Source organism: Methylorubrum zatmanii, assembly GCF_014845115.1.
Taxonomy (GTDB): Bacteria; Pseudomonadota; Alphaproteobacteria; order Rhizobiales; family Beijerinckiaceae; genus Methylobacterium; species Methylobacterium zatmanii.
The window spans coordinates 1-894 of sequence record NZ_NKUI01000286.1 but is presented as its reverse complement, the minus strand read 5'-3'; the positions used below and the strand labels follow the sequence as shown (position 1 = coordinate 894).

Annotated in this window: 1 protein-coding gene and 1 pseudogene; both read right to left on the bottom strand. The window is 62.0% G+C overall.

From position 1 onward, the window contains the following. The coding region (locus MZTS_RS25020; RefSeq protein WP_210329495.1) for a hypothetical protein at positions 1 to 231 on the bottom strand (231 nt) is incomplete at its 3' end. 436 nt (positions 232 to 667) lie between these two features. After that, positions 668 to 894, bottom strand: a pseudogene (locus MZTS_RS23595) (LysR family transcriptional regulator); the annotation flags it as partial.

The window sequence follows — 894 nt, the reverse complement described above, 5'->3', positions numbered from 1 at the left end:
TAAAATCCTGCATAGCTCCGCGTCCGCCCACTGCCCCTGCTTGGCTAGACGGATTGCATCGGGAGCCATCAGCAAGGATTGAGAGATGCAGTTCGTTGCAGCTCTGACGTAAGGCAGGTGGATCTTGCGCTTCTGAGCCTCAGTGAGGGTATTCACGTCAGCTTGAGCGCGAGCTTCTACCACTGCGAAAATCGCACAGACTGCAGCGGCGAATCGAACCAAGCCACGCATCGCGTCCTCACAGCCCTCGAAAGCGCCGAGCCTAGCAGCGCTGCACAACCTCAAGGAATGACTGCCACGTCGGGAGTTGCCAGCGCAATTGTTCGGCAGCCGAAGCAACAGCGAAAACTCTCGACGGCGTCAACGATGCCACACGAAGGCTGCTTCCGGCGCTCGCGGGCCTACTGAGCGAGCATTTCGCCCGGCCGAAATCGGAAAAGAGATCAGCTGTCCCGCCGCTCACCCGCGCGGTGCCCGCCAGCCCGCGGCCTTCGCCTCGTTCTTGGAGCAGAACAAACGCTCGCCCGAAGCCTCGTTGAAGCGTCTCGACAGAAACTGCCTCAACCTCTCTCTGTGCAGGTGGAACAATCTTGCGTTGCCCTGGCATCGCAGGGGCGCCGCCGGTATGACTGCCGAGCAAGGTTCGGATGAGGCGGCGCGAACGATCTCACGGGGCGATGAGCCTCACCCCGACCTGATCCGTGCGCCGGGTGCTCCGATCCTCGTCATCGGTTGCGGCGGCGAGCATCGTCGGCAACTGCTTCATAGCGAAATCGATGAAGCAGCGGGTCTTCGCAGGCAGCAGGCGCGAGGTCGTGACGATGTAGACGGGCGTGGACGGCAGATCCCATTCGGGCAGCACCCGCTCAAGCCGGCCCTGAGCTATGCAGGATT